A 230-nucleotide genomic window follows, 5' to 3' on the forward strand; every position below is an offset into this window, starting at 1 on the left:
GAAAGTCCTTTTCTTTTGCCAGGTGGAAGGGAGCCTAGGCTGTGCCATACCGAGCCGTGGCTATTCCCCCAGCGTTGCAATGCGTTAGAATGGAATCTCCTCTAGTTAATAAGGATAAACCATGTTCCCCGATTTTCCTGCACATTTATTCATATTAAGAAAATATGGCTTTAGCCTCAGAAATAAGTGCTTCCTTTGCAGTTGAAATGCTTTGCTCATATTCAAGAGTA

The 230-nt window shown here is 42.6% G+C and carries 1 pseudogene; it reads right to left on the reverse strand.

The features are described from left to right. Positions 1 to 37: 37 nt before the first annotated feature. Positions 38 to 145, reverse strand: a pseudogene (mtnA, locus tag ACYP5M_RS26880) (S-methyl-5-thioribose-1-phosphate isomerase); the annotation flags it as partial. Between the last annotated feature and the right edge of the window lie 85 nt (positions 146 to 230).

Source organism: Peribacillus sp. N1 (assembly GCF_054600815.1).